General features: G+C 67.2%; 2 protein-coding genes. Both read left to right on the top strand.

The window, feature by feature from the left end; translation table 11 throughout:
* The first annotated feature begins 167 nt into the window (after positions 1–167).
* Positions 168–851 carry a DUF1326 domain-containing protein gene (locus tag ABYX71_RS11885; protein ID WP_372696703.1) on the top strand — a complete coding sequence of 228 codons (684 nt, stop codon included), beginning with the start codon at positions 168–170 and terminating at the stop codon, positions 849–851.
* 51 nt (positions 852–902) lie between these two features.
* The coding region (locus ABYX71_RS11880; protein ID WP_372696702.1) for a DUF2182 domain-containing protein at positions 903–1,613 on the top strand (711 nt) is incomplete at its 3' end.

The following is a 1,613-nucleotide window of genomic DNA, read 5'->3' as shown; positions in this document are numbered from 1 at the left end:
GACGCCGACGCGGGTGACGAGGGCCAGCAGGTCGATGATGCGCGCCGTGTAGTCTGCGAAGCAGTAGGTTTTGAATCGAGCGGCCCACCACCCGCGTTTCCACGGTTCCGGCGCACGCCCCGATGCGACATACTGCCGCCAGCAGATCACGCGAGGAGGTGCCCCCCATGGCCGACACGAACTGGAAAATCCAGGGTCAGTACGCCGAAAACTGCAGCTGCACGTACCTGTGCCCCTGCATCTTCACCAACTCGACGGCGCTGTCGGTGCCGGCCACCAAGGAGGTCGGCGACCACTGCATCGCGGTGCTGTGCCTGAACATCGAGTCCGGTCACTACGGCGACGTGCCGCTGGACGGGCTGAGCTTCATCTTCATCATCAAGACGCCACTGGTCATGAGCGAGGGCGGCTGGACCGCCGCCGCGGTGATCGACAGCAAGGCCAGCGAGGCGCAGCGCCAGGCGCTGGAGGCCATCGTCCGCGGCGAGGCCGGCGGCCCGCTGTCCATGATGAAGCCGATGATCGCCAACTTTGCCGGCATCGAGACCGGCCCCATCGAGTTCACGCTCGAGGACAACAAGCGCACCGTGAAGGTACCGGGGCTGATCGAGATCGGCGTGGAGGGCTTTCTGTCGCGCCGCAACAACGGCGAGCCGTTCTACATCGACAACGTGGGCCATCCGGTAAACAGCCGGCTGGCGCTGGGCATTGCCACCGCCAGCCACGCGCACGTGCCGGGCATCGACTGGGACGACACCACCGGCAGCAACAACGGCCACTTCGCGCCGTTTTCCTGGAGCGGCAACGTGCAGCCCACGGCCTACAGGTTCGACCGCAAGGCGGCTTCGTAACCCGCGCTCCCGCAGGCGTGAACGCGCGCTGAATCAACCGGACCTTTCGACATGCTGGAAGCGGCCCTGCGCCGTCAGCGCTGGCTGATCGGCACCGCCGTGCTGATGCTGGCGGCGCTGGCGTGGGCGTATACGGTGCACCTGGCCGGGCAGATGGCCGCCATGGACATGGGCGACATGCCGATGCCCATGGACGGCGAGGCGATGATGCAGATGCACGCCGCCCGCTGGAGCGCCGCGGACGTGGTGACCAACTTCGTGATGTGGGCGGTGATGATGGTGGCCATGATGCTGCCCTCCGCCACCCCGGCCATCCTGATCTTCCTGCGCGCCTCGGCGCAGCGCCAGGACCGTGGGGCGCTGACGCCGGCGTCGCTGTTCGTGCTCGGTTACCTGGTCAGCTGGGGCGCGTTCAGCGCGGCGGCCACCGTCCTGCAATGGCTGCTGCACGACTTCGCCTACCTGTCCGGCAGCATGGCGTTCGACTCGCGCATCGCCGCCGGGGCGGTGCTGGTGGCGGCGGGCATCTATCAGTGGTCGCCGCTGAAGTACGCCTGCCTGCGGCACTGCCAGTCGCCGATCGGGTTTCTGTTCGGTCACTGGAGGGACGGTCTCGCCGGCGCCTTCCGGATGGGCCTGCATCACGGCCTGTACTGCGTTGGCTGCTGCTGGCTGCTGATGCTGCTGCTGTTCGTGGTGGGGGTGATGAACCTGGCCTGGGTGGCCGGCATTGCCGTGTACGTGCTGGCCGAAAAGGTGTTC

The organism is Immundisolibacter sp. (assembly GCF_041625615.1).
Classification (GTDB): domain Bacteria; phylum Pseudomonadota; class Gammaproteobacteria; order Immundisolibacterales; family Immundisolibacteraceae; genus Immundisolibacter.
The sequence above is the reverse complement of the archived record's forward strand: the minus strand, read 5'-3'. Positions and strand labels throughout refer to the sequence as shown.

Coding starts and splice junctions, on each gene's coding strand:
- ABYX71_RS11885 (WP_372696703.1), top strand. CDS start 168: ATGGCCGACACGAACTGGAAAATCCAGGGTCAGTACGCCGAAAACTGC.